Below are 22,012 nucleotides of genomic sequence, written 5' to 3'. Positions count from 1 at the left end.
CGCTTCCAGTCACAAATAAAGTCGAATATAATTCTGTTCTGATTATGGAAGCCCTCTTAGCAACTACCACTTTGATTAAGAATAGTCGCTTCCTGCCGGTCGCTACCCATTACAAATTAAGTTAAATTAATACTAATTTAATTATGGATCCCTTCTGATTGATTTACAGCTCTGTTAAGTACAGTCATCGCTCAGAGCGTACTCTTACAGCAATCAATAAATCAATCCAAAGAATCCACCGTCTGGGCGGATATCTTACTCTTGCTTTTTTATATAACTTTACTTATCAATTGTATTAATACCGCACAGGTCTGTCAAGTAATTTTACTTGTCTCACTCAGCAAGTATTGGCTTTTCTGTTAGTCGTTTTCTTTCTCGTCTTCTAGCTCGAGGCCGTCTGCGAAGAGGCCGTATACGTACTTTTCTGCGTCAAATGGTTGCAGGTCATCCATTTTTTCCCCTAGGCCTACAAATTTTACAGGGATGTGAAGCTTGTTGCGGATGGCTAGGACGATACCGCCTTTTGCAGTTCCGTCTAGCTTCGTTAGCACAATTCCTGTTACATTTGTAGCTTCCTTAAACGTTTGTGCTTGCACTAGTGCATTTTGACCTGTGGTAGCGTCTAAAGCTAGTAGTACTTCGTGCGGTGCATTTGGAACCTCTCTAGAAATAACGCGATGGATTTTTTCTAGTTCATTCATCAGGTTTACTTTGTTTTGAAGTCTTCCAGCGGTATCGCAGATTAACACATCCGCTTTTCGGGATTTGGCAGCACGGATGGCATCGTACATAACAGCTGCAGGGTCAGAGCCCTCAGCCTGCTTGATAACCTCTACGCCTACTCTGTCTCCCCATACCTGTAGCTGGTCTATTGCCCCCGCACGGAACGTATCTCCTGCAGCTAGCATAACTTTTTTGCCTTCGCTGTTAAGACGATGAGCGAGCTTCCCGATTGTAGTAGTTTTCCCAACACCATTTACTCCAACGAATAAAATGACAGAAAGCCCTTCTTGTTCTAGGTTAAGCGACGTAATGTCTTCTTCACCAGCCTGATAGATTTCTACAAGCTTTTCAGAGATTACTGATTGAATACCGGCAGTATCCTTGATATTTTTACGCTGCACCTCAAATCGAAGGGAATCCATCAGCTCAAGCACTGTCTCAAAGCCCACATCAGCTTGCAGTAGGATTTCCTCTAGCTCTTCAAAAAAGTCCTCATCTACTTTGCGGTATCTTGCGACAAGATCATTCACTTTTGAGGTAAATTGATTGCGAGTTTTTGCAAGACCTTCCTTAAATTTATTCGTGACAGTTACTGTTTGCTCAGCTTCTGGAGTGGAACCAAGCATTTTATCCTTTAATTTCTTAAAAAAGCTCATAAAAAAACTCCTTTTATGTTACTAATTCTTCTTCTAATTTTACAGAAACAAGCTTCGAAATACCGGATTCTTGCATCGTGATTCCGTATAGCACGTCGGCACCCTCCATCGTTCCCTTTCGGTGGGTGATAACGATAAATTGTGTCTCATGGCTAAACTTCTTCAAGTAGTCACTATAACGTGTGACATTCGCTTCGTCTAAGGCCGCCTCTACTTCATCGAGGATACAGAAAGGTACAGGTCTTGTATGAAGGATAGAGAATAGCAATGCAATTGCCGTTAACGCTCTTTCCCCACCTGACAATAAAGATAGATTTTGTAGCTTTTTACCAGGCGGCTGCGCTACGATATCTATTCCCGTATTCAGTAAGGAGGATGGATCTGTTAGCACTAAATCTGCCTGTCCCCCACCGAAAAGTTGACGGAAGACCACCTTGAAATGGCGTTGTATCTCACGGAAGGTTGTTTCAAAGCGGATAGTCATTTCCTCGTCCATTTCTTTGATTACCTCATGTAAGGTTTCTTGAGCTGCTAATAAATCCTCTCGCTGCTCGGTTAAGAATGCATGTCTTTCAGAGACCTGCTCGAATTCTTGGATAGAGGCCAAGTTAATAGGTCCCAATTCCTCAATAGAACGTTTAAGCAGTTTCACCTTCTTACGTGCAAGCTCCTCCTCCATATCGAATGGATAATCACGCTCTGCCTCCTCTAGACTCATTTCATACGTGTCCTCTAGATGGTTTTGCAGTGCTCTTGTCTCTACCTCTATCTTGCTTAGTTTAAGCTCTAGCTCTCGCTCGTTAGATGTATGGACGGAGAGCTGCTGTAAAAGTCTCTTCAACGTCTCTTCATTTCTTGCAATCATTTGAGAAATATCTGTTCGTCCAGTTTTCCCAGCTTGAATTTGCTCGACCAGGTAATCCTTTTTCTTCTTCAAGTCACTGATCAATTGATCTAGCTCCTCAGGAGACTGTCCACCATGGTCATCATTTTCATACCAAGCAATTTCTTTCTGAAGACTACTGATTCGTTGCTTGCTTTTCGCATTATCTTCCGTTAGTTGCGCTCTATCTTTTTCACGTTGCGTAACTTGTTCATTTACAACGGCGATTGTAGCAAGCAGCTCGCCAAGCTCGTTTTGGAATTTATCCTTTTCTTCAATCGATTGCTGCTTCAGTTGCTGAAGCTGGTCAATCGTTTGCTGAATAGAAGCAAGGGATTGCTGAATTTCTGCACTTCGCTTTTCCGTTTGCTCCTTTTTACGAACAAGGTCGTTTTGAAGGTTGCTTTTTTCTGTCTTCACTTCATCATATTCTAGTAATCGATTAGACAGTCGAGTGAGGATAGCAGTACATTCTCTCGTCTCCGCTAGTAGCTTATGCTCTTCTTCTCGTAAGCCTTCTCCCTGGATACGCGCGTCCTCTAGCTCAATTTTCAGCTGATTGACCTCTTGCTTTTTCGAGGCAACAGAACGTTCAGCATTTAAAACAGAGGCTTCTAGCTCTACCAGCTTTTCATTCAGCTGCTCCAGCTCTGCTTTTCTCGTGAATACAGAGGATTGCTGTTTGGAAGCTCCTCCTGTTAGAGATCCACCGGCATTTACTACGTCCCCATCCAGTGTTACAAATCGGTATCGATATTGCAGTCGGGCCGCCATTTCATTGGCACCCTTTAAGTCTCTTGCTACGATAATATTACCAAGTAAATTTTCAAAAATTACTTGATAATCCTTTTGATAGTTAACTAGCTGGTCGGCTGTGTCAATAAAAGCTGGATGCTGTTTGATCGGAGCAAGTGTTTGCTCACTTAGCTTTCTAGATTTGATTACCTCTAAAGGCAGAAACGTAGCACGACCTACTCTCTTACGCTTCAGCCATTCAATTGCCACACGTGCATCCTGACTTGTGTCAGTAATAATATGCTGAGATTGCTGACCAATTGCAGTGTCAATCGCGCTCATATATTCGGTTGGAATCTGAATAAGCTCTGCAACTGCACCATGAATCCCTTGCAGCTCCTTCTTATCCCGTGCAAACAGCACTTCCTTTACACCCTGGAAGAAGCCGGCAAACTCGGACTCGAGCTCTTCAAGCGAATCCTTTCGAGCCTGCATCTGATGCTTCATTTGATATGCCTTTTGAAGCATTGTCTGCTGCTCCTCATAGGCTGCCTCTAGACGAGTTGCTGTCTCACGCTTCGACGTGTAAGACTCTAGCTTTCGTGCTAGCTTGTCCTGACAGGTTGCTAACAAAGCATCTAGCTCTTCTTTTCTAGCAGATAGCTTTTCAGTCTCCTCCTTTAATTCACGATAGTCTTCTACCATTTTTTCAGAGGTGACCATTTCTGTTTGAAGCTGCTGCTCCATATGCTTCATTTCATTTTTCATCGCTGCTTCTTCGTTTAACAGTTCGATGTATGAGCTTTTCAGGTTTTCAATTTCTTCTTCCACCTCAGATGCCGATTTGCTTAGCACCTTTTCGATTTGAATCTTCTTGGCACGAAGCTCCTTCAACGTCTGCTGTTTTTCAGCCTTTGATGCATCATTTTGCTCCATCTGTGCTTCCAAAGCTGCTAAACGGCTCTGTTCTTCCTCTAGCGCTCTTTTTAACTGCGCAATTTGCTGACTAGCATTTTGCTTTTTCTCAGCCAGCAGCAGCTTTCTACCCTCTAAGCGCTCTAGCTCGGAGCTAGTATCAACCAGCTGCCCTTGCTCATCATCTAATTTTTCGTCGATGGAGGTTAAGTTTTTACGGCTTTCTTGGATAGCAGCTTCGATTTGATTTATTTCTACGGTTAGCTGTCCCTTTGCCTCTTCTACTACTTGAAGCTGTTTATGTAGCGTTTCTGTTTGTTGAATAAATTGACGTAAATCGTGTCCAATGACGGCTATTTCAATATCCTTTAGCTCTGCAGACATCGTTAAATAATCGTTTGCTAAAGAAGATTGGATACGAAGAGGCTCCATGCGGTCATCTAGCTCGTGTAGGATATCTAATACACGATTTAGATTATCATCCGTTTCAATGAGCTTAAATTCGGCCTTCTTCTTTCGCTGCTTGTATTTTAGTACACCAGCTGCCTCTTCAAATATAGCTCTTCTATCCTCAGGGCGACTGTTTAGTATTTCGTCGACCCTACCTTGCGAAATAATGGAAAAGGCTTCTTTTCCTAATCCAGAGTCCATAAATAAATCGGTAATATCCTTTAATCGACAGTTCTGTTTGTTTAATAAATATTCACTATCACCAGAGCGGAATACCCTTCTGGTCACACTGATCTCTGCAAAATCAAGTGCAACTCTTCGGTCCGCATTATCCAATATTAAGGTAACCTCAGCAAAGTTTAACGCCTTTCTCGAATCACTTCCTGCAAAAATAACATCCTCCATTTTTGCTCCACGAAGTGATTTGGCAGATTGCTCTCCTAGCACCCATCTTATTGCATCTGTCACATTACTCTTTCCACTACCATTTGGACCAACCACTGCTGTCACACCAGGAACAAAATCTATCCCAATTCGATCTGCAAATGATTTGAATCCAATTATCTCTAATCTTTTAAGGAACAACGATTATTCCTCCTGTTCTTGATCCTTTATAGCATGAATGGCGATTCGAGCGGCCTGTTGCTCTGCCTCTTTCTTCGAACGCCCTTTTCCAATTCCAAGCTCCTTCGCATTTAAAAGTACACGAGACACGAAGGTTCTATTATGTGCAGGTCCTTTTTCTTCTACTATTTCATAGCTCAAGGTACCATTGTTTTTTTGCTGAACAACCTCTTGTAATTGACTTTTATAATCCATCACATGCGAAAAAGCACCGGTTTCTATTTTCGGGAAGACGACCTTTTCTAAAAATTGAACGACTTCCTCTAAGCCCTTATCTAGATATAACGCTCCTACAAATGCTTCGAAAACATCAGCAAGCAGTGCTGGTCTTTCTCGACCACCAGTGAGTTCCTCGCCTTTTCCAAGCAATACATATTTTCCAAAACCAAGCTCATTCGCAAACACTACAAGGGATGGCTCGCATACAATTGCCGCTCTAAGCTTGGTAAGCTGCCCCTCACTCATTAGTGCATATTGCTGGAATAAATATTGAGAGACGGAAAGCTCTAACACTGCGTCCCCTAAAAATTCTAAGCGTTCATTATCCGTGAAAAATTTCCGGCGATGCTCATTCACATAGGATGAATGGGTAAAGGCTTGATACAATAAGGTAGGATTATTAAAGTGTATATTAAAATGCTCCTGAAAATGCTGAAATTGTTGTTTTACTGCTTCGGGAAAACCTGTTTTTCTATTCTGATTATGTTTTCGATTTACTTTCATCCTAATCTGCCTTTCTCGCTTAAACGTCTATCTGTATAAGTTTACCCTTTTATAAACCATTGTGCAAAAAGAAATAGAGACGTTTTGCCGCTATTCATTCGAATAAAGCAGAACGTCTCTTTTCCTTAATTCATCTAAGTGGTTTTTAGCCTTGCTTGCTTTCAATATAGCTAACTGCATTACCTACAGTAGAAATGTTTTCAGCATCTTCATCAGAAATCTCCATATCGAATTCATCCTCAAGCTCCATAACCAATTCAACTACATCAAGAGAGTCTGCACCTAAATCATCACGGAAAGATGCTTCTAATGTTACTTCACTTTCGTCTACACCTAGACGATCTACGATTACTTTAGTTACGCGTTCTAAAACTGTTGACACATTTGTCACCTCCCCTCAATGATTATACAAAAAACTGCGTGTTTGGAAAAGAACTTCCTAACCTCACATGTACATACCGCCATTAACATGTATGGTTTGACCGGTTATATAGCTAGCATCCTCTGAAGCTAAGAAAGCTACTGTCTTTGCAATGTCCGCTGGCTGCCCAAATTTCGCTAATGGAATTTGACCTAGCATCTGGGTTTTCACCTCATCAGGAAGCGCATCGGTCATGTCCGTAGTAATAAAACCTGGTGCCACTGCATTTACGGTAATATTCCGGCTAGCAAGCTCGATCGCAGAGGTCTTCGTCAGTCCAATTACCCCTGCTTTAGCAGCTACGTAATTGGCTTGTCCAGGGTTACCAGCGACTCCAACGATAGAAGTGATATTAATAATTCGTCCTTTTCGTTGCTTCATCATCTGTCTTGTCACTGCCTTTGTACATAGGAAGACTCCTTTTAGGTTGGTGTTTAACACATCATCCCATTCTTGCTCCTTCATTCTCATCAACAGGTTATCGCGAGTAATCCCCGCGTTATTCACTAACACATCAATAGATCCAAAGTTCTCAAGCGTTTGTGCAACAAGCTGCTGCACATCCTCCGCTTGGTCTACATTCGCTTGTATGGCAAATGCTTCACCGCCAAGCGATTTAATCTCTGCTACCACTGCCTCTGCCTTTTCTTTGCTACCACTATAGTTAACTGCTATCTTTGCACCTTCACTTGCTAGATAAAGAGCAATTTCTTTCCCGATTCCTCGAGAAGCACCTGTCACAATGACCGATTTGCCTTCTAACTTACCCATTTACAACCTCTCCCAGCTCTGAAATGACTTGCTGCATAGACGCCTCATCATGAACGCAATAAACAGTTGCCGAACGATCTATTTTTTTCACCAACCCGCTTAACACTTTACCAGGACCGCATTCAATAAAAACAGTTACTCCAAGGTCTAATAGCTGCCTCACAGACTCCTCCCATCGAACAGGAGAATATAGCTGTTCAACTAAGAGATCCTGAAAATCGGTAGCCTTCTCTGTAGGCAGTGCAGTAACGTTAGAAATGACAGGAGTGTTAGCATCCTTCATTTCAATTGTATGAATAGCTTGTTCTAATTTATGTGCTGCAGGTCGCATTAATTCCGAATGGAAAGGTCCACTAACGACTAATGGTATAGCACGCTTTGCTCCAGAATCCTTTGCTCGTTCCGAAGCGAGTCTTACACCTTCCGCCGTTCCGGAAATAACAATTTGACCAGGACAATTCAGATTGGCAATTTGAACAAGATTCCCTTCGGCTGTCACTTCGCTAGTGACCTCCTTCAGCAAATGCTCTTCCATGCCTAGGATCGCCGCCATCGAGCCTTCTCCAAAAGGAACAGCCTCATTCATAAACAAGCCTCTTTGGTGTACTAAGGAAACGGCGTCCGTAAAACGAATGGCACCGGAGGCAACCAAAGCGGAATACTCTCCTAAGCTGTGCCCTGCTGTATAATGCGGCTTAATACCAGCATCCATGAGAGCATGCGCAACCATCGTACTCGTTGTTAATAGAGCTGGCTGTGCGTGATAGGTCTTTGTCAGCTCTTCTGCTGGACCTTCCAGCATAATGTTTGTTAATGAAAACCCTAATACTTTATCTGCTTCTTCATAAAACCTTTTTCTCTCAACGCTGCTTTCGATCAGCTGCTGCCCCATCCCCACGGATTGAGAGCCTTGACCAGGAAATATAAAAGCAATTTTAGTCATTAGATGATTCCTTTCTTAACGTAGTTTGGATAATACCCGCTACATTGTTTTCCACCATCGTTTTTGCTTGTCTGATTGCATGGAACACAGCATGTGCATTGGAAGAACCATGCGCTTTAATCACAGGGGCCTTCAAACCAAACAGCCCTGCTCCTCCGTATTCGGAGTAATCAAGCTTGCCTTTCAAGCCTTTTAGCTCGTCCTTCACAAGCAATGCACCAATTTTTGTCTTTGTAGAGCTGTTCAACGCTTCCTTCAGCAGGGTAAAAATGCTAGCCGCCGTACCCTCAATCGTTTTCAACACCATATTTCCTGTGAAACCATCCGTTACCACGACATCTGCTACGCCGCTTAGAAGATCTCTCGATTCTACGTTTCCAATGAAATTTATAGGAGATTCGCTTAGCAAGGCGAATGCTGCTTTCGTCAGCTCGTTTCCTTTTTGATCCTCCGTACCGATGTTCAGCAGTCCAACTCTTGGGTTAGAAATACCTCTTACCTTTTCTGCATAGACGCTTCCCATTACCGCAAACTGCTGTAAATGCTCTGGCTTCGCATCCGCATTCGCTCCCAAATCGAGCATCACAAAGCCCTTTCCATCCACTGTCGGTAGAGTCGGAGCAAGTGCCGGACGATCTACTTGGTCAATTCGACCAACCACGAACAGCCCTGCTGCCATTAAAGCACCTGTATTTCCCGCAGATACACAAGCGTCTGCCTCTCCATTTTTCACTGACTCCGCCATTTTCACCATCGAAGAATTTTTCTTTCTTCTAATTGCTCTAACCGGCTCGTCCGTTCCTTCAATTACTTCTTCTGTATGTATTACCTTGATGCGTTCATGCACCTTCATAAGAGGAGCTAACTTCTCTTCATTTCCATATAAAAGTATTTCGATATCCGAAAATGCATCAAGTGCCTCGTAAGCTCCTTTGACGATTTCGTGTGGGGCGTTGTCTCCGCCCATTGCATCTATTGCTATCTTCATATTACTCACCTTTACTTAAGACATAGTTACTCTATACATATCAAATTGGCCAGCAAATACAGTATCATTTTCTACCTTACTTGTCACTTCAATGACCGTATTATTTCTTTCCGTATCACTAGAAATCACAACCGCTTTCGCAATTACTCGATCACCAGCCTTGACCGGCTTCACAAAGGTAATATTCGCTTTTCTAGTTAGTGCGAGCTCGTCATTGATTACTGCTACTGCTAGCGAGTTTGCTTGTGCAAATAAATGATGGCCACGAGCTATCCCATTTCTCGCAAACACATGGTCCTGTGTTATGTCCAATAAAGAGATGGCCTGTTTATCCAATTCTATATCAATAATCTCTCCAATCACCTCATCAAGGGGAAGAGATTTCACCTCAGCTTCAAATTTATTGGCGGCGACAGATTTGATACGTTCACGAAGCTCCGGAATGGAAAGCTCCATCCGATCAAGTCGAATCGTTTGAACACTCACATGAAACGTGGATGCCAGATTTTCATCTGTGATAAAAGGATTTTTCTCTAAAGTCTCTAAAAGCAATCTCTGTCTTTCTTTTTTCGTATATTTCATCTTTCACACCACCATTTTAGCACTTGGTACTAATATCAGTATATAAATATTGAAATAAGAATGCAACAACTGATTACAGAAAAACAAGGAGCATTGCCTTTTCCAGCTTTTATTCCGAATACATTCCTTTTGCTTACCGCTTCTACAAATGAAACACGGCTTTAAACTCCGAAGAGCCTAAAGCCATGCAGATACCTAACAGTTAATCTATTCGCTCTCCATCTAATGCCTTGGATTGTTCAAGAATATCTCTTAGTCCCTTCATTTCCGTCGACTGCCAAAACTCATCAGATTCCAACAGACGCTCCGCATCAGCCTTCGCCGTATTTAACGCACGGTAATCATGCACTAAATCTGCCATCTTGAACTCTGGTAGACCGCTTTGCTTACGACCGAAAAAGTCCCCTGGTCCCCTAAGCTCCAAGTCCTTCTCCGCTAGCACAAACCCGTCGTTCGTTTCAGTCATCGATATCATTCGCTCTTTCCCTTCCTCCGATTTCGGATCCGCTAGCAAGATGCAGTAGGATTGATGCTCTCCACGACCTACCCTTCCACGTAGCTGGTGGAGCTGTGCAAGACCAAATCGCTCGGCATCAAAAATGATCATAAATGTCGCATTCGGTACGTTTACCCCTACCTCTACAACCGTCGTAGAAACGAGTACCTTGATTTGTCCATCTGTGAACTCTCTCATCACTTGATCCTTTTCATCTGGATGGAGCCTGCCGTGCATCAGTCCGACTGGGTACTGGCCACCTAGCTCATGAGCCATCATATTGTACACATCCACCGCATTTTGGACATCCAGCTTTTCCGATTCCTCAATGAGTGGGCAAATAATATACGCTTGTCTACCCTGTGCAAGCTCTCGCTTCAAGCGGACGATTAGCTTCGGTAGCTGCTCTTGCTTCATCCAATGCGTATCTATCGCTTTTCTTCCAGCAGGCATTTGATCGATAATAGATACGTCCATCTCACCAAAAGCCGTGATTGCAAGCGTTCTCGGTATAGGAGTAGCAGTCATAAATAGCACGTCCGGATTTTCTCCCTTTTCCTTCAGCACCCTTCTCTGCTCAACACCGAAGCGATGCTGCTCATCCGTGATCACCAACCCCAGCTTCTTAAACGTAACATCCGGCTGGATTAAGGCATGCGTTCCGATTAATAAATCAATATTGCCTGCCGCTAGATTCTCGAGCACCATCCTTCTTGCCTTGGCCTTGGTGCTTCCGGTTAACAAGGCAATTCTTACACCCAAAGGGGAAAGCCACTGATCCAAGGAGGCTGCATGCTGTTCTGCTAAAATCTCTGTAGGAGCCATGAGCGCACCTTGATAACCAGCTGTAATTACCGCATAAAGACAAATTGCTGCTACTACCGTTTTCCCAGAGCCTACATCTCCTTGAAGCAGTCGATTCATTCGGTGTGGCTCGAGCAAATCGCGACAAATCTCATTCACCACTCGTTTTTGCGCATCTGTTAGCTCATATGGCAAGGACTGAATGAGCTCCTTGACTTTTTCATTGTCAAAATGAATGTCATTTCCAACATTCTGCTCCTTGCGCACCTTTTTAATAGCCTGCATTTTTAATTGGAAAATAAGAAGCTCCTCATAAACGAAGCGTCTCCTCGCATTTTTTGCGTGCTCTGCATCTACCGGAAAATGAATTCCTTCCAGTGCCTCCACCATATCAGGCAGCTTGTACGCAGTTCGAATGGATGCTGGTAAAATATCCTCCATCTGCCCTTTCAGCTCATCTAATGCAAGCCTCATAAACTTTCGAAATACACGTTGATTAATTAAACCACGAAGAGAATAAACCGGCTCAAAATCCTGCTGGTCATCCGTCTTCGGACCATCCTTGTACGTGGAAACATTAATCACCTGTCTACCTCGGTCCCATTTACCCGTCACCGTAATAAAAGAGCCAGGAGTCAGTTTATTTTTTAAGTATGCCTGATTAAAGAAAACCGCCTTTATCAGATGCTGTCCTGCCAACAATCGGACCTGCAATCGTGATTTATTTTTTCCTAAAAAAAGAAGAGAGGGTTCGCTTTCGACCCTTCCTTCTACTGTCACTCTTTCATTGTGGGCTGTTTCCGCTAAGTTCTTTAATCGAAAATCCTCATGTCGATATGGGAAGGTCATTACTAAATCCTGAAGTGTGTGAATCCCCAACTCTTCCAAAGCCTTAGCCGTTCCAGCTCCCACTCCCTTTAGAGTAGTGACTGACTCCTGTAATTTATTTTCCACTGTTCATCACAGCCCCGCCAAAAATCTTCGCTTCCAGCCACTTCCCTGTCGGCGTAGCAGCAAGGCCCCCTTGAGCAGTCTCTTTTAAAGCAGTTGGCATCGTCTGACCAATTTTATACATTGCATCAATTACTTCATCACACGGAATTCTACTAGTAACTCCAGCAAGTGCCATATCCGCAGCTACTAAAGAATTCGATGCACCCATTGCATTCCTTTTCACACATGGCACCTCAACTAAGCCAGCCACTGGATCGCATACTAATCCAAGCATATTTTTCAGTGTTATGGCAAACGCCTCCGCTGACTGTGCAGGAGTTCCCCCAGCCATTTCTACGATAGCTGCAGCCGCCATTCCAGCTGCCGAACCTACCTCAGCCTGGCATCCTCCAGCAGCTCCCGAAATAGAAGCATTATTCGCCACCACAAATCCGAAGGCACCAGCCGTGAATAAATAACGGATCATCTGCTCCCTAGTCGGATGTAATTTATTTTGCACCGCAAATAAAGTACCTGGTACTACCCCAGCAGATCCAGCTGTAGGAGTCGCACAAATCGTACCCATCGCAGCATTCACTTCATTCGTAGCTACCGCCTTACTAACAGCATCGAGCATTAATTCACCAGAAAGTGAATTGCCCTTCTTCATATACTCCTGAAGAAGCACAGCATCTCCACCGGTTAGCCCTGATGTTGAACGAACACCCTTCAAGCCTTTTTCCACAGCCTCTTCCATGACAGTCAGATTACGCTCCATCTGCTGCATAATCTCTTCACGAGAACGCTCTGTCAAAAGCATTTCTTGTTCAATCATTATTTCCGAGATCAGCTTGTTCTGCGCTGTCGCCAAGTCCACCAATTCTCGAACATTACGAAATAGAACCTCCATTTTACCTCTCCTTAATCTACAATTCTTGTAACTTGCGTGATATTAGGAAGCTTCGATATCTCTTCTAAAACAGACTCGTTCACGTTCTGATCGACTTCTATCACCATTAACGCCATATTTCCCTTCCCTTTCCGAGAAACCTCCATATGGCCAATATTTATATCATAATTTGCCAAACAATTAGAAACACTTGCAATACAGCCCGAACGATCATCGTGCACCACAAGAATTGCTGACATATTACCAGACAAACGAAGTGGAAAACCATTTAACTCGGTAATCTCCGTCTTCCCGCCACCGATTGAAATACCGACCATCGACATTTCCGTCTTATCGTCCCCTAATACAATCCTCGCTGTATTCGGATGTTCCGTATGGCCTGTCTCTGGAATAAATTCATAGCTTAACCCAGCCTTCTCCGCATCCTCGAAGGCAGTCTTTATACGCTCATCAAATGTATCGTAATCTAACAATCCACCAATGATCGCTACATCCGTACCGTGTCCTCTATAGGTCTCAGCAAAAGACCCATAAAGATATATCTTAGCCCAAGTAGGCTGTTTTCCAAACAAATCTCGTGCAACTCTCCCAATGCGTGCTGCTCCAGCAGTATGGGATGAGGAAGGACCAATCATAACGGGGCCTATTATGTCAAAAACAGACTTAAATTTCAATCTACTGACCTCCACTTTCACTTTATAACTCTATTTTACACGTAATAGGAACATTAAACAAAAGTATTGTACAAAAGCGATAAAAACGCTTTCATGGATTATACCATGCTTTTCAAATGATGACGATAGGACTTGGAAGGTAGGATAGGAAAGAATTTTGAACAAAGAAGGAGTGTACGGAGTGATAGATGGTAGACAGATGACCAATGCGAACAAGAGTATTCCCCATCTATCTGAGAGTAACGGGATCCCGAACGAACCCCCATAGCAAGTGGACATAGGCCATGCCCTTCCAACAATTTGAATGAGAGTAAATTATCTGTGAGTGAGAATAAATCCCAGACAAACGAGAGTAACCCGGCTGAATGAGAGTAAAGATGGTCTATCCGAGAGTAAATCATCTATGAGTGAGAATAAACCAAATCCGAACGAGAGTAACCACCCCACAACTGAGAGTAAGGCCGACCTCGATAGCAAATGGACATAGGTCATGCCCTTCCACCAATTTGAATGAGAGTAAATCATCCACGAGTGAGAATAAACACCAGACAAACGAGAGTAACCACCCCACGACCGAGAGTAAGGCCAACCTCAATGGCAAGTGGACATAGGCCATGCCCTTCCACCAATTTGAATGAGAGTAAATCATCCGCGAGTGAGAATAAACCCCGCTCGAACGAGAGTAACCCGGCCGAATGAGAATAAAGATGGTCTATCCGAGAGTAAATCATCTATGAGTGAGAATAAACACCAGACGAACGAGAGTAAATTGACTCCGAACGAGAGTAACCTAGCGAAGGGATCAGTTCTAGAAAAAAGTGCTACAATCAACCCCATTTTTGCTACAATAACCAGCATTTTTGCTACAATCACTCCTATTTTTACTACAATCAACTTCACTGGCATAAAAAGTGCTACAATCATTCCCATTTTTGCTACAATGACCGGCGTTTTTGCTACAATCACCCCTATTTTTGCTACAATCAATTTCTACGACAAAGAAAACGCTACAATCCCCCTATTCTCCTCTATACCGACAATCCAATCAATCCCACTTTCCCGTTTTAAATAAATCCTCTAACACCCTAGTTTCCATCCCCCAAAACAAAAAGCATTCCCCACTCCCCAATCAGGGAGCAGAAAATGCTCAAATGATTTTATTCAACAGAAATGATATACGGATATAGAGGTTGCTTTCCGTTATATACTTCTACCTCGACGTCTTCGAATTGCTCCTCGATAAATGCAGCGAAGTTTTCTGCTTCCTCTTGGGATACATCTTCGCCGTAGATAACTGTAACAATTTCTGCGTCTTCGTCAATGATTTCTTTCGCTAGCTTGGTTGCTGCTTCTTCTCTTGAAGGGTCAGCTAGAATAATTTTGCCTTCAGCAATTGCCATGAAGTCATCTTTTTTGATTTCAATTCCATCAATAGAAGTGTCGCGCACAGCAAAAGTAACCTGACCAGTTTTTACACCGGCAAAGGCAGCTATCATATTGCGTTGGTTGTCTTCTACACTAGCTTGTGGGTTGAAAGCAAGAACTGCTGCCATCCCTTGTGGAATCGTTTTCGTTGGCACTACTGCCGCTTCGATTCCCATTACTTCTGCTGCTTGCTCTGCAGCCATGATAATGTTTTTATTGTTAGGCAGAATTAAAACTCTTTCTGCTCCCACTGCTTCAATCGCTTTCACGATGTCCTCTGTGGAAGGGTTCATAGTTTGTCCGCCCTCAATTACAGCAGATGCACCTAAGCTTTTTAGTAGCTCGGCTACGCCGCTACCCATTGCTACTGTTACAACAGCGTAAGGATGGATCTCGGATTTTTTTGCTGGTGCTTCCGCAACATGGCCTTCGCCAACGATATCTGTATGCTGCTGACGCATATTTTCAATCTTGATCTTGATTAGCTCTCCATATTGCTGTCCGTATGTCAAAACCTCACCAGGAGTTTCGGAGTGAATATGAATTTTCACGACTTCATCATCTGAAATAACTAGTAGTGAATCGCCATATACACTTAGGTCATTACGGAAGTCTGATTCATCAAACTTCTTCTTACCATCTTCCAGGCGCACCATGAATTCCGTACAGAAGCCAAATTCAATGTCTGCAGTATCCATAAATCCTTGAATATGCTTATGATGCTCGGCACTTACTAGATCGTCCATGGAATTTCCAACTGTTTTTTCTGGGAGCGCTTCACCCTTTAGACTAGCAAGGAAGCCCTCGTAGACAAAAACTAACCCTTGGCCGCCGCTGTCTACTACTCCGACCTCTTTTAGCACTGGTAATAGCTCTGGCGTTCTGTTTAATGATTGCTTTGCTTCTTCCACAACAGCAGTCATTAGTTCACGGATATCTGCAACTGTTTCACTAACTTCTACAGCTTTTTTAGCTGAATCCTTCGCTACTGTAAGGATAGTACCCTCTACTGGCTTCATCACCGCTTTGTAAGCTGTTTCTACTCCATATTGCAATGCCTGTGCGAACTGCTTTGCATCTAATGAAGAATAGCTTTCGATGGACTTACCAAACCCTCTGAAAAGCTGTGAAAGAATAACACCAGAATTTCCGCGTGCACCCATCAGCAATCCCTTTGATAACGCTTGAGCAGTTTTCCCGATATGCTCACTTGTGTTTGCTGCGGTTTCCTTCGCCCCAGAAGTCATAGAAAGATTCATATTTGTTCCCGTGTCACCATCTGGTACAGGGAATACATTTAATGCATCTACATAATCTGCATTTTGGAAAAGATGGTGTGCACCCATCTTCACCATATCTGCAAATTGGTTACCATTAATCGATTTCATCATTTTCTCTCCTTAATCAAACGTTTGCCACGCGAACTCCTTGTACGTAGACGTTTACGGATTTCACCTGCATACCAAGAGATTTATTTAGCGTATATTTTACTTTAGATTGAACTTGATAAGCTATTTCTGAGATTTTTGTTCCGTAACTAACAATAATATACATGTCGATGTGTAAACCATCTTTATCTTGTCGCACTAAAACTCCCTTAGTGAAGTTTTCTTTTCTCAGTATATCAGTTAAACCATCTCTTATTTGGTGCTTAGATGCCATACCGACAATACCGTAGCATTCCACTGCAGCGCCACCTGCAATTTGCGCTATAGTATCTTGTGATATATCAATTTGACCGAATTCATTTCTTAATTCTATAGACATGCTGAAACCTCCCAAGTCTTTTTGACTATCCCTTATTGTACTACACCCTATAAAATTATAAAAGAGAGGTTTATTTTCGTCTAGTTTTTCTATGTTACCCAAAATTGGCAAATCTTATCGAAAGTATGTGTAAAGGTTTTTTTCTTGATATACTTGCGTCAAGTTTCAGTCTGTGTTAAATTATTAAAGTATGTGAAATATCGAACTGAAAAATCTTTCAGCTTCTTTTTTAAAGGAGGAACTTATAATGCCAAAAGTATGTGCAATCACTGGGCGTAAAGCTCGTTCTGGTAATGCTCGTTCTCACGCTATGAATGCTAACAAGCGTACTTGGGGAGCTAACCTTCAAAAAGTACGTATTCTTGTAGATGGCAAACCTAAACGTGTGTGGGTATCTGCTAGAGCTTTAAAATCAGGAAAAATTGAGCGCGTTTAATCGTACTCATAGTTAATGCCAGGTCGACAATAGTCGACCTGGCATTATTTCTTTTCTATCCCTTTTTCTCGTCTTCCTTTTTAAATATCTTGATGCAAACCTTCATAATGCTGCTGACAGATTTAGGCAACTTAAATGTATAGACCTTCACAGAAATCCTCCCTTTTTCAGTCACTGCTTCTTATCATTAAACATATGCCTGTATCAAAGGAGATATGACTTGTTCGTCCTACTTGTTGATTGCTCGTAAACCGCCCATTTCCGATTTGAATCGTTTCTTTCTCCACGTTGTATAAAAAACCTTCCAAGGAAACATTTTCAATATCCCGTGCAAAAGCGAAGAACGATACGTATTTGTAACCTGGGTCATTTTCTAAGATGTGAGTCCCTGGCAATAAAAACTGGAGCTTATTTTGCTTGTTTTGAATAAAAAAGCGAACGTCTGGATTTGCTTGCTGAAAGCCACATACATCGTGCAAGGCAGCCTCGTAATGATCCAGCCTACCACCACTGATTCCCGTCACATAAACCTCTTCAGGATTGTATTTCATCGCTTCTCTCAAAGCTAAATGTGTATCCGTTTCATCTTTTTCAGCTGGAAGAATGGTAATGTGAGGAATTTTTTTTCTCAAAAGCTCTAGCTCTCCATCCACCAAAGAATCAAAATCCCCAATAATTTCATTGGGAACAATCCCCTGGTTTACTAAGTGGATTGCCCCCCTATCTGCCCCTATAAAGATAGTCTCTTCCATAGAAAAAGGAAGCTGCTTCACTTCCACAACTTCCTCTATAGGGCCTCCCGAACAAATAAAGACCCTTTTCATTTGCCTGCCACACTTAAACCAGCTTGCTTAATAGCTTGAAGTGCCTCCGCTCTATTTGGAGCATTATAAATAGCTGAGCCAGCAACAAAGATATTAGCTCCCGCTTCCACACATAGCTTAATCGTCTCTTCATTAATTCCGCCATCAATCTCAATATCAATGGAAAGATTTCTCTCCTTCACGATTTCAGCTAATTCTTTTACCTTCGGAAGAACGGAATGAATAAATTTCTGGCCTCCAAAGCCTGGATTAACCGTCATAAATAGCACCATATCCACATCCTCCAATATATGTTGGATAGAAGAGACTGGCGTATGAGGGTTTAGCACAACACCTGGCTTTACACCAAACGAACGAATCAATTGGATTGTTCGGTGCAAATGAGGACAAGCCTCCACATGAACCGTAATATAGTCAGCGCCCGCCTTCGCAAACATTTCGATGTATTGATCTGGGTTCTCAATCATCAAGTGAACATCTAATGGTAGCTTCGTAAGTGGTCGCAACGCCTCCACTACGATTGGTCCCATTGTAATATTCGGCACGAAATGACCATCCATAACATCAATATGGATTAACTCTGCTCCTGCTTTTTCTACTTCTACTACTTCTTCTCCAAGCTTCGCAAAATTTGCTGCTAAAATGGAAGGTGCGATTTTTACCATGATTAATACCTCGGCTTTCTTTCTGCAATTTCTTCGAAGAACTGTAAATAATGTTTATAGCGATAGTCTTTAATTTCCCCTACCTCTACTGCACTCTTAACGGCACATTTCGGCTCATTGATATGCATACAGCCTCTAAATTTACAGCCATCCTGCCTTTCCACAAAATCGGGAAAACAGTTGGTAAGCTCTTCTTTTTCAATTAAATCAAATTCAAAGGAGCTAAAGCCAGGCGTGTCCGCAAGTAGACCACCACAGACCTCGATAAGCTCTACATGTCTTGTCGTATGCTTTCCACGTCCTAATGCATCTGAGATTACACCGGTCTTCAGTTGAAGACTTGGCAGTAGCGTGTTAAGAAGCGTAGACTTCCCAACACCCGATTGACCGGCTAATACAGTGGTTTTGCCTTCAAGAATGGGGCTGATTACCTCTGTCAAGTTCTCTTCATCCTTATAAGTCAAGAGTACCTCATAACCGATTTCTCGGTAATGCTCTACATACTCTGCAATCTTTTTCCTAGTGGCTTCATCCAATAAATCCATTTTCGTCAAACAAATAATTGGCTCCACCTGAAAAGATTCTAACACTACTAAGAATCGGTCTAACAGAATGGTATTGAAATCTGGCTCCTTCACAGAAAAAACCAAGATTGCTTGATCGATATTGGCAATAGGAGGTCGAACGAGACTGTTCTTTCTTTCATGAATCACCGTGATAGTGCCATCATTTTCTCCTTCTACCGTATAATCGACGAAGTCCCCAACTAACGGGGACTCCCCTCTGTTTCGAAAAACTCCTCTTCCTCTACACTGAATGAGCTTTCCATCGTCATACACATAATAATATCCACTTAACGCTTTTCTAATTTGACCTTTTGGCATTAAAAGCCTCCCTTATTTTATTTCGTCATAGCCGATTGTTCGTTCTTCAATTGTTTGATTGTTTATCATAATTCGATAGGCCGCTTTTTCACCTTCCACGATTTGCAAGGATAGCCTTCTAGTTGTGGTTTCAACGAGCTCAAATTCTTCTACTGGCTCTGCCATCGAACGTTCTTTGTCTTCAATATAGATACGAACAAGCTGTTTTTCAGGAGTCTGTTCTTCATTCCCATCATCCTCTCCCTCTTCACCTTCAGAAGGATCGTTGTAAGGAATCGTTACCTCTTTTATAAAAGTCTTCGTATGCTTTTCTTCTGGACCAATAGATATGGTTACCTCAATTGTACTCCCTGGTGGCACTTGCGTGTTAGCCTTAGGACTTTGCTCTATCACATTTCCAGCAGGAACCGAGTTGGAATGCACCTTATTCTTGATAGAAATTTTGAATCCAGAGCTTTGTCCATAATCCTCTAATGCTTTTTCATTAAAGCCTGTTAAGTCCTTTACCGTCCGTAAGTCTGGTCCCTTACTAACTGTAAAGATCAAATCCGTTTCCTCTGGCACTATCTCCGTGCCTGGTTCAGGCTCCTGCTTAATAATCGTCCCCTTGGGTTTATCGGAGAATTCTTCTTTTTGATCAATACTCCGCAGATCTTGGTTTTGAAGCAGCGTTAATACTTGTTCAATATCTCTTCCTCTATAATCTCCGATTGCAGAGGTCTGCTTTCCTTGAGAAATAAAGATATCAATGACCGTTCCCTCTTCTCTTTCCTTGCCAGCTTCAGGAGAGGTGCCAATGACCAAATCCTTTTCTACTTCATCACTAAATTCTAATATCTCTTCTCCCGCTTCAAATCCTGCCTCTTCTAGAGTCGAGATTGCTTCCTCTAGGGTCATTCCTTCAACCTCTGGTATTTCAATTTTATCTGGCTTAAACCAGCCTGGGAACAATAGGAACACAAGCAATGCAAGGAGCAATATCCCTGCAAGGATCCCACCAATAATCAAACCCATTTTCTTCTTTTTCTTCGGTTGCTTTGCAGATGGAGGGGCAGCCTCAGCTGATTTTACCGGCTCCATTTTTTTCGTTTCTGCGACTTCCTCATAAGGCACAGGCTCTTTAATGATTGGTAGCACCTTAGTGGCACCTTCATCTGTCTCTATCACAAATTTTTCCTCATTCGCACGCTCTGCCGATAAAGAAGTGGAAAGGTCTCTCTCCATTTCTTCTGCCGAGCGATATCTGTGTCTTGGATCCTTCGCAGTTGCCTTCAAGACAACATTTTCTAAGCTTTGTGGTATGTTAGGAACCATTGCCCGAACGGAAGGGGTCTCTGCTTGTAAATGCTTTAATGCAATCGAGACTGCCGATTCGCCGGAAAAAGGGACTTGTCCAGTTAGGAGTTCAAATAATACGATTCCAAGCGCATATATATCTGATTGTCTGGTAGCGGTTCCACCTCTTGCCTGTTCAGGTGAAAGGTAATGAACTGTCCCTAAAACAGAATTCGTCTGCGTATGAGAAGTTGCACTAAGCGCCATCGCAATACCAAAATCCGTTATTTTGATATCCCCTTGTTCGTCCACTAAAATATTTTGTGGCTTAATATCTCGATGAATAATGTGATTTAAATGGGCAGCTGCGATTGCGGAAGTTAGCTGTCTCATAATAGCCACAGATTTACTTGGTGAAATTGGTGCATTTCTCTGTATGTACTGTTTTAAGGTTTCTCCTTTCACGTATTCCATGACGATATAATGGATATCCCCGTCTTCTCCAACATCATAAATATTTACAATGTTAGGGTGTGTAAGGCTGGTAGCAGATAAAGCCTCTCGCTGAAAGCGTCTACGAAGCTCCTCTTCATTCGAAAAGTCGTATCGAAGCACCTTGATCGCAACGTCTCTGTCTAAAATCATATCGTGAGCTAGGTAAACATTGGACATACCGCCTCCACCGATCATTTCTAGCAGCTTATATCTACCACTAATTCGTTTTCCTATCAGCATCCTTACACCTCCTGTTCCTTATTAGTTAATAAAATTAACGAAATATTATCTTCTCCTCCAGAATTATTGGCTTCTTTTACTAAAACCTCTCCCTTTTTCTGAAGGGATTCATCCGAATATAATGTTTCCTGAATAAATGATTCACTTAGTTTGTTGCTCAATCCATCAGTACAGAATAAAAAATACGAGTCCGGCTCAAACTCCACTTCAAAAAAATCGGGCTGAATGGCTTTTTCTGTTCCAACTGCCTTCATCATGACATTTTTCATTGGATGAAATCTAGCCTGCTCCTCATTGATTTCACCTGAATCAATCAAAACATTCACATAAGAATGGTCTCTGGTAATCAAATGAACGCGATTTTTTGATACTTGGTACACCCGACTGTCACCAATATGCGCGATGATACCCTTTTCCTTTTCGAAAAGGCCAGCAATCAGCGTGGTCCCCATTCCTTCACAGCCCTCATTAGAGGAGGAATGCTTAGCTATAATCTGGTTGATGCTCTGGAAAGTATACGTAAGCCATTCTTTTGCATCTTGAGAGGACGGGTCAAATGTTTGAAAGTACTTTTCAAATTCCGTTATAGCAATTTCACTCGCCACATCACCTGCATTATGTCCGCCCATTCCATCCGCAATCACCGCAATCACCAGGTCACCACGACTAAACACTCCGACCCTATCCTCATTTATTGTTCTTTTCATCCCAACATCAGTCTTCACAACGAACTTCATCTAATCGTTCACCTCTTTATGGTTTGAGCAGAG

At 42.5% G+C, this 22,012-nt stretch carries 21 protein-coding genes; 2 read left to right on the top strand and 19 right to left on the bottom strand.

The annotated features are described in order from the left end of the window. Positions 1-359 precede the first annotated feature (359 nt). From ftsY to sdaAB, 11 genes are all read right to left on the bottom strand, one after another. Positions 360-1,379, bottom strand: a complete 1,020-nt coding sequence (ftsY, locus tag AC1VU3_RS00525; protein ID WP_480388208.1) for a signal recognition particle-docking protein FtsY — start codon at positions 1,377-1,379, stop codon at positions 360-362. A 13-nt stretch (positions 1,380-1,392) separates the two neighbouring features. After that, complete coding sequence (gene smc, locus AC1VU3_RS00520; RefSeq protein ID WP_482982447.1) at positions 1,393-4,947, bottom strand: chromosome segregation protein SMC; 3,555 nt, start codon at positions 4,945-4,947, stop codon at positions 1,393-1,395. A 3-nt stretch (positions 4,948-4,950) separates the two neighbouring features. Then, positions 4,951-5,709 (bottom strand): ribonuclease III, encoded by a 759-nt coding sequence (gene rnc / locus AC1VU3_RS00515; RefSeq protein ID WP_480388206.1) that lies wholly within the window; start codon positions 5,707-5,709, stop codon positions 4,951-4,953. A 145-nt stretch (positions 5,710-5,854) separates the two neighbouring features. Continuing rightward, entirely contained in the window at positions 5,855-6,091 is a 237-nt protein-coding gene (locus tag AC1VU3_RS00510; RefSeq protein WP_480388205.1) for an acyl carrier protein, read from the bottom strand. A gap of 63 nt (positions 6,092-6,154) precedes the next feature. Beyond that, entirely contained in the window at positions 6,155-6,901 is a 747-nt protein-coding gene (fabG, locus tag AC1VU3_RS00505) for a 3-oxoacyl-[acyl-carrier-protein] reductase (protein WP_480388204.1), read from the bottom strand. After that, on the bottom strand, positions 6,894-7,844 hold the full coding sequence (gene fabD, locus AC1VU3_RS00500; RefSeq protein ID WP_480388203.1) for an ACP S-malonyltransferase: 951 nt from the start codon (positions 7,842-7,844) through the stop codon (positions 6,894-6,896). Before fabD ends, fabG begins: the two co-directional genes overlap by 8 nt. After that, positions 7,837-8,832 carry a phosphate acyltransferase PlsX gene (plsX, locus tag AC1VU3_RS00495; protein ID WP_480388202.1) on the bottom strand — a complete coding sequence of 332 codons (996 nt, stop codon included), beginning with the start codon at positions 8,830-8,832 and terminating at the stop codon, positions 7,837-7,839. Before plsX ends, fabD begins: the two co-directional genes overlap by 8 nt. 15 nt (positions 8,833-8,847) lie before the next feature. Further along, positions 8,848-9,414, bottom strand: coding sequence for a transcription factor FapR (fapR, locus tag AC1VU3_RS00490; protein ID WP_480388201.1), 567 nt, complete (start codon positions 9,412-9,414; stop codon positions 8,848-8,850). Between the two features lie 202 nt (positions 9,415-9,616). After that, positions 9,617-11,668: an ATP-dependent DNA helicase RecG gene (gene recG, locus AC1VU3_RS00485; protein WP_480388200.1), complete on the bottom strand. Its 2,052-nt coding sequence runs from the start codon at positions 11,666-11,668 to the stop codon at positions 9,617-9,619. Next, entirely contained in the window at positions 11,658-12,557 is a 900-nt protein-coding gene (gene sdaAA, locus AC1VU3_RS00480) for an L-serine ammonia-lyase, iron-sulfur-dependent, subunit alpha (protein ID WP_480388199.1), read from the bottom strand. The genes recG and sdaAA overlap by 11 nt, the downstream gene beginning before the upstream one ends. A gap of 11 nt (positions 12,558-12,568) precedes the next feature. After that, positions 12,569-13,231 (bottom strand): L-serine ammonia-lyase, iron-sulfur-dependent subunit beta, encoded by a 663-nt coding sequence (gene sdaAB, locus AC1VU3_RS00475; protein WP_480388198.1) that lies wholly within the window; start codon positions 13,229-13,231, stop codon positions 12,569-12,571. 733 nt (positions 13,232-13,964) lie between these two features. Between sdaAB and AC1VU3_RS00470 the strand changes: the two genes are divergently transcribed. Then, positions 13,965-14,303 carry a hypothetical protein gene (locus AC1VU3_RS00470; RefSeq protein ID WP_482982446.1) on the top strand — a complete coding sequence of 113 codons (339 nt, stop codon included), beginning with the start codon at positions 13,965-13,967 and terminating at the stop codon, positions 14,301-14,303. Positions 14,304-14,388: 85 nt separating this feature from the next. Here the strand turns inward: AC1VU3_RS00470 and AC1VU3_RS00465 are convergent, their stop codons facing one another. Beyond that, on the bottom strand, positions 14,389-16,044 hold the full coding sequence (locus AC1VU3_RS00465; RefSeq protein WP_482982445.1) for a DAK2 domain-containing protein: 1,656 nt from the start codon (positions 16,042-16,044) through the stop codon (positions 14,389-14,391). 16 nt (positions 16,045-16,060) lie between these two features. Further along, positions 16,061-16,423 carry an Asp23/Gls24 family envelope stress response protein gene (locus tag AC1VU3_RS00460; RefSeq protein WP_480388195.1) on the bottom strand — a complete coding sequence of 121 codons (363 nt, stop codon included), beginning with the start codon at positions 16,421-16,423 and terminating at the stop codon, positions 16,061-16,063. Positions 16,424-16,670: 247 nt separating this feature from the next. Here AC1VU3_RS00460 and rpmB point away from each other — a divergent pair, with 247 nt between their 5' ends. Further along, positions 16,671-16,859 (top strand): 50S ribosomal protein L28, encoded by a 189-nt coding sequence (rpmB, locus tag AC1VU3_RS00455; RefSeq protein ID WP_093263405.1) that lies wholly within the window; start codon positions 16,671-16,673, stop codon positions 16,857-16,859. A 55-nt stretch (positions 16,860-16,914) separates the two neighbouring features. Here the strand turns inward: rpmB and spoVM are convergent, their stop codons facing one another. The 6 genes from spoVM to AC1VU3_RS00425 are packed head-to-tail and all read right to left on the bottom strand — an operon-like array spanning position 16,915 to position 21,979. Beyond that, a complete protein-coding gene (spoVM, locus tag AC1VU3_RS00450; RefSeq protein ID WP_480388194.1) occupies positions 16,915-17,010 on the bottom strand; it encodes a stage V sporulation protein SpoVM in 96 nt (31 codons plus the stop codon). A 16-nt stretch (positions 17,011-17,026) separates the two neighbouring features. Beyond that, a complete protein-coding gene (locus AC1VU3_RS00445) occupies positions 17,027-17,683 on the bottom strand; it encodes a thiamine diphosphokinase (RefSeq protein ID WP_482982444.1) in 657 nt (218 codons plus the stop codon). Then, positions 17,680-18,348 (bottom strand): ribulose-phosphate 3-epimerase, encoded by a 669-nt coding sequence (rpe, locus tag AC1VU3_RS00440; protein WP_482982443.1) that lies wholly within the window; start codon positions 18,346-18,348, stop codon positions 17,680-17,682. The genes AC1VU3_RS00445 and rpe overlap by 4 nt, the downstream gene beginning before the upstream one ends. Positions 18,349-18,350: 2 nt before the next feature. Then, on the bottom strand, positions 18,351-19,232 hold the full coding sequence (gene rsgA, locus AC1VU3_RS00435) for a ribosome small subunit-dependent GTPase A (protein ID WP_482982442.1): 882 nt from the start codon (positions 19,230-19,232) through the stop codon (positions 18,351-18,353). A 12-nt stretch (positions 19,233-19,244) separates the two neighbouring features. After that, the gene (gene pknB, locus AC1VU3_RS00430; RefSeq protein WP_482982441.1) at positions 19,245-21,242 is read right to left on the bottom strand and encodes a Stk1 family PASTA domain-containing Ser/Thr kinase; all 1,998 of its coding nucleotides are present in this window, start codon (positions 21,240-21,242) and stop codon (positions 19,245-19,247) included. A gap of 2 nt (positions 21,243-21,244) precedes the next feature. Further along, complete coding sequence (locus AC1VU3_RS00425; RefSeq protein WP_480388189.1) at positions 21,245-21,979, bottom strand: Stp1/IreP family PP2C-type Ser/Thr phosphatase; 735 nt, start codon at positions 21,977-21,979, stop codon at positions 21,245-21,247. Between the last annotated feature and the right edge of the window lie 33 nt (positions 21,980-22,012).

The organism is Psychrobacillus sp. Z16_25, assembly GCF_056856695.1.
The sequence above is the reverse complement of the archived record's forward strand: the minus strand, read 5'-3'. Positions and strand labels throughout refer to the sequence as shown.

Excerpts from the sequence above, each read along its gene's own strand:
- sdaAA (WP_480388199.1), bottom strand. The coding sequence starts at position 12,557 with ATGGAGGTTCTATTTCGTAATGTTCGAGAATTGGTGGACTTGGCGACA.
- plsX (WP_480388202.1), bottom strand. The coding sequence starts at position 8,832 with ATGAAGATAGCAATAGATGCAATGGGCGGAGACAACGCCCCACACGAA.
- fapR (WP_480388201.1), bottom strand. The coding sequence starts at position 9,414 with ATGAAATATACGAAAAAAGAAAGACAGAGATTGCTTTTAGAGACTTTA.
- AC1VU3_RS00470 (WP_482982446.1), top strand. The coding sequence starts at position 13,965 with ATGAGTGAGAATAAACACCAGACGAACGAGAGTAAATTGACTCCGAAC.
- fabG (WP_480388204.1), bottom strand. The coding sequence starts at position 6,901 with ATGGGTAAGTTAGAAGGCAAATCGGTCATTGTGACAGGTGCTTCTCGA.
- AC1VU3_RS00460 (WP_480388195.1), bottom strand. The coding sequence starts at position 16,423 with ATGTCTATAGAATTAAGAAATGAATTCGGTCAAATTGATATATCACAA.
- ftsY (WP_480388208.1), bottom strand. The coding sequence starts at position 1,379 with ATGAGCTTTTTTAAGAAATTAAAGGATAAAATGCTTGGTTCCACTCCA.
- rnc (WP_480388206.1), bottom strand. The coding sequence starts at position 5,709 with ATGAAAGTAAATCGAAAACATAATCAGAATAGAAAAACAGGTTTTCCC.
- rpe (WP_482982443.1), bottom strand. The coding sequence starts at position 18,348 with ATGGTAAAAATCGCACCTTCCATTTTAGCAGCAAATTTTGCGAAGCTT.
- AC1VU3_RS00465 (WP_482982445.1), bottom strand. The coding sequence starts at position 16,044 with ATGAAATCGATTAATGGTAACCAATTTGCAGATATGGTGAAGATGGGT.
- rsgA (WP_482982442.1), bottom strand. The coding sequence starts at position 19,232 with ATGCCAAAAGGTCAAATTAGAAAAGCGTTAAGTGGATATTATTATGTG.
- rpmB (WP_093263405.1), top strand. The coding sequence starts at position 16,671 with ATGCCAAAAGTATGTGCAATCACTGGGCGTAAAGCTCGTTCTGGTAAT.
- pknB (WP_482982441.1), bottom strand. The coding sequence starts at position 21,242 with ATGCTGATAGGAAAACGAATTAGTGGTAGATATAAGCTGCTAGAAATG.
- AC1VU3_RS00425 (WP_480388189.1), bottom strand. The coding sequence starts at position 21,979 with ATGAAGTTCGTTGTGAAGACTGATGTTGGGATGAAAAGAACAATAAAT.
- AC1VU3_RS00445 (WP_482982444.1), bottom strand. The coding sequence starts at position 17,683 with ATGAAAAGGGTCTTTATTTGTTCGGGAGGCCCTATAGAGGAAGTTGTG.
- fabD (WP_480388203.1), bottom strand. The coding sequence starts at position 7,844 with ATGACTAAAATTGCTTTTATATTTCCTGGTCAAGGCTCTCAATCCGTG.